1 protein-coding gene and 1 pseudogene are annotated in these 1,273 nt (G+C 63.2%); both read left to right on the forward strand.

What is annotated here, in order from left to right; genetic code table 11:
- The coding region (locus ACFYY7_RS45640; protein ID WP_388672380.1) for a GtrA family protein at window positions 1-445 on the forward strand (445 nt) is incomplete at its 5' end.
- 115 nt (window positions 446-560) lie between these two features.
- Window positions 561-1,273, forward strand: a pseudogene (gene istA / locus ACFYY7_RS45645) (IS21-like element IS1415 family transposase); the annotation flags it as partial.

Here is a 1,273-nt window from a genome sequence, read left to right on the forward strand (position 1 = left end):
CGCCGGAGCACCTCATGACACCTTCGTCGTACATGTTCCCCCAGCCCCCACGCCGGAAAGCGCAAACGTGACCTCGGCACTGACCATCCTCTCCCAAGCCCTCGTGTACGCCCTGCCGCAGCGCTGGATCGCGAGGCTTCTGCGCTACCCCGAAGCCGTGAAATTCCTCCTGATCGCAACAGCGGGCACCATGGCCACGACGACACTGTTTTCGATCCTGAAATGGACGGCGCTCACAGACAATCCGGTCACAGCGCACATGCTCGCCGCACTGATCTCCGCCGTGTACGCATACATCCTGTGCCTGGCATGGTCGTTCGCCGACATCGATCATGCAAGCGGAGGACGCTGGGCAGCAACCTTTTTCGCCCTCATGGCAGTCTCCATCACTCTCGGTGCCATTCCCCTCTGGATTGCCCGATACCACTGTCGACGGCCATCGTAAGCTCCCCACTGGCGGCCATTTATGGCGCATTTTGTGGCCATGGTTTCTCCCCGCGTACGGCCAGATAGTTCCCCACCTGCTGTGAGTCAGATTCGGTCCCGGCAACGCTGGGTGGATGAAATCGAGCAGGGAGATCATGGAAATTTTGGAGGCGTACGACCTCACGGGTAGTTATCGGGCGGCGGCGGAGCTGGCTGGGTGTGATCACCACACGGTGGCCCGGTATGTGCAGATGCGCGCTGCGGGGCAGCCGCCGGACCGCCGGCGGCATCGAGCGCGGGCGATCGACGACTTTCTGCCGAAGATCGAGGAGTTGGTGGTCCGCTCGCAGGGCAAGGTCCGCGCGGATGTCATCCACGAACGGATCGTCGCGCTGGGGTTCACCGGCGGTGAGCGGACCACGCGCCGGACGGTCGCGGAGGCGAAGGCCCAGTTTCGGGCTGGTCGGCGGCGAGTGTATCGGCCGTGGGTAACCGAACCTGGGCTGTGGTTACAGTACGACTTCGGTGACGGTCCAACGATTTCCGGCCGGAAGACGACGTTGTTCTGCGCATGGTTGGCGTGGTCGCGATTTCGGGTGGTGATCCCGATCTGGGACAAGACATTGCCGACGGTGGCGGCGTGTTTGGATGCGACATTCCGCCGCTTGGGCGGGGTTCCGGTCTATGTCCTCACCGACAACGAGAAGACCGCGACGATCGATCACGTGGCCGGGATCGCGGTCCGCAATCCGGAGATCGTGGAGGTGGCACGGCATTACGGCACGACGCTGCGGACGTGTTTACCTGCTGATCCGGAGTCGAAGGGAGGAAGTGAGGCGACGGTGCG

This window comes from Streptomyces sp. NPDC001933 (genome assembly GCF_042890955.1).
Taxonomy (GTDB): domain Bacteria; phylum Actinomycetota; class Actinomycetes; order Streptomycetales; family Streptomycetaceae; genus Streptomyces.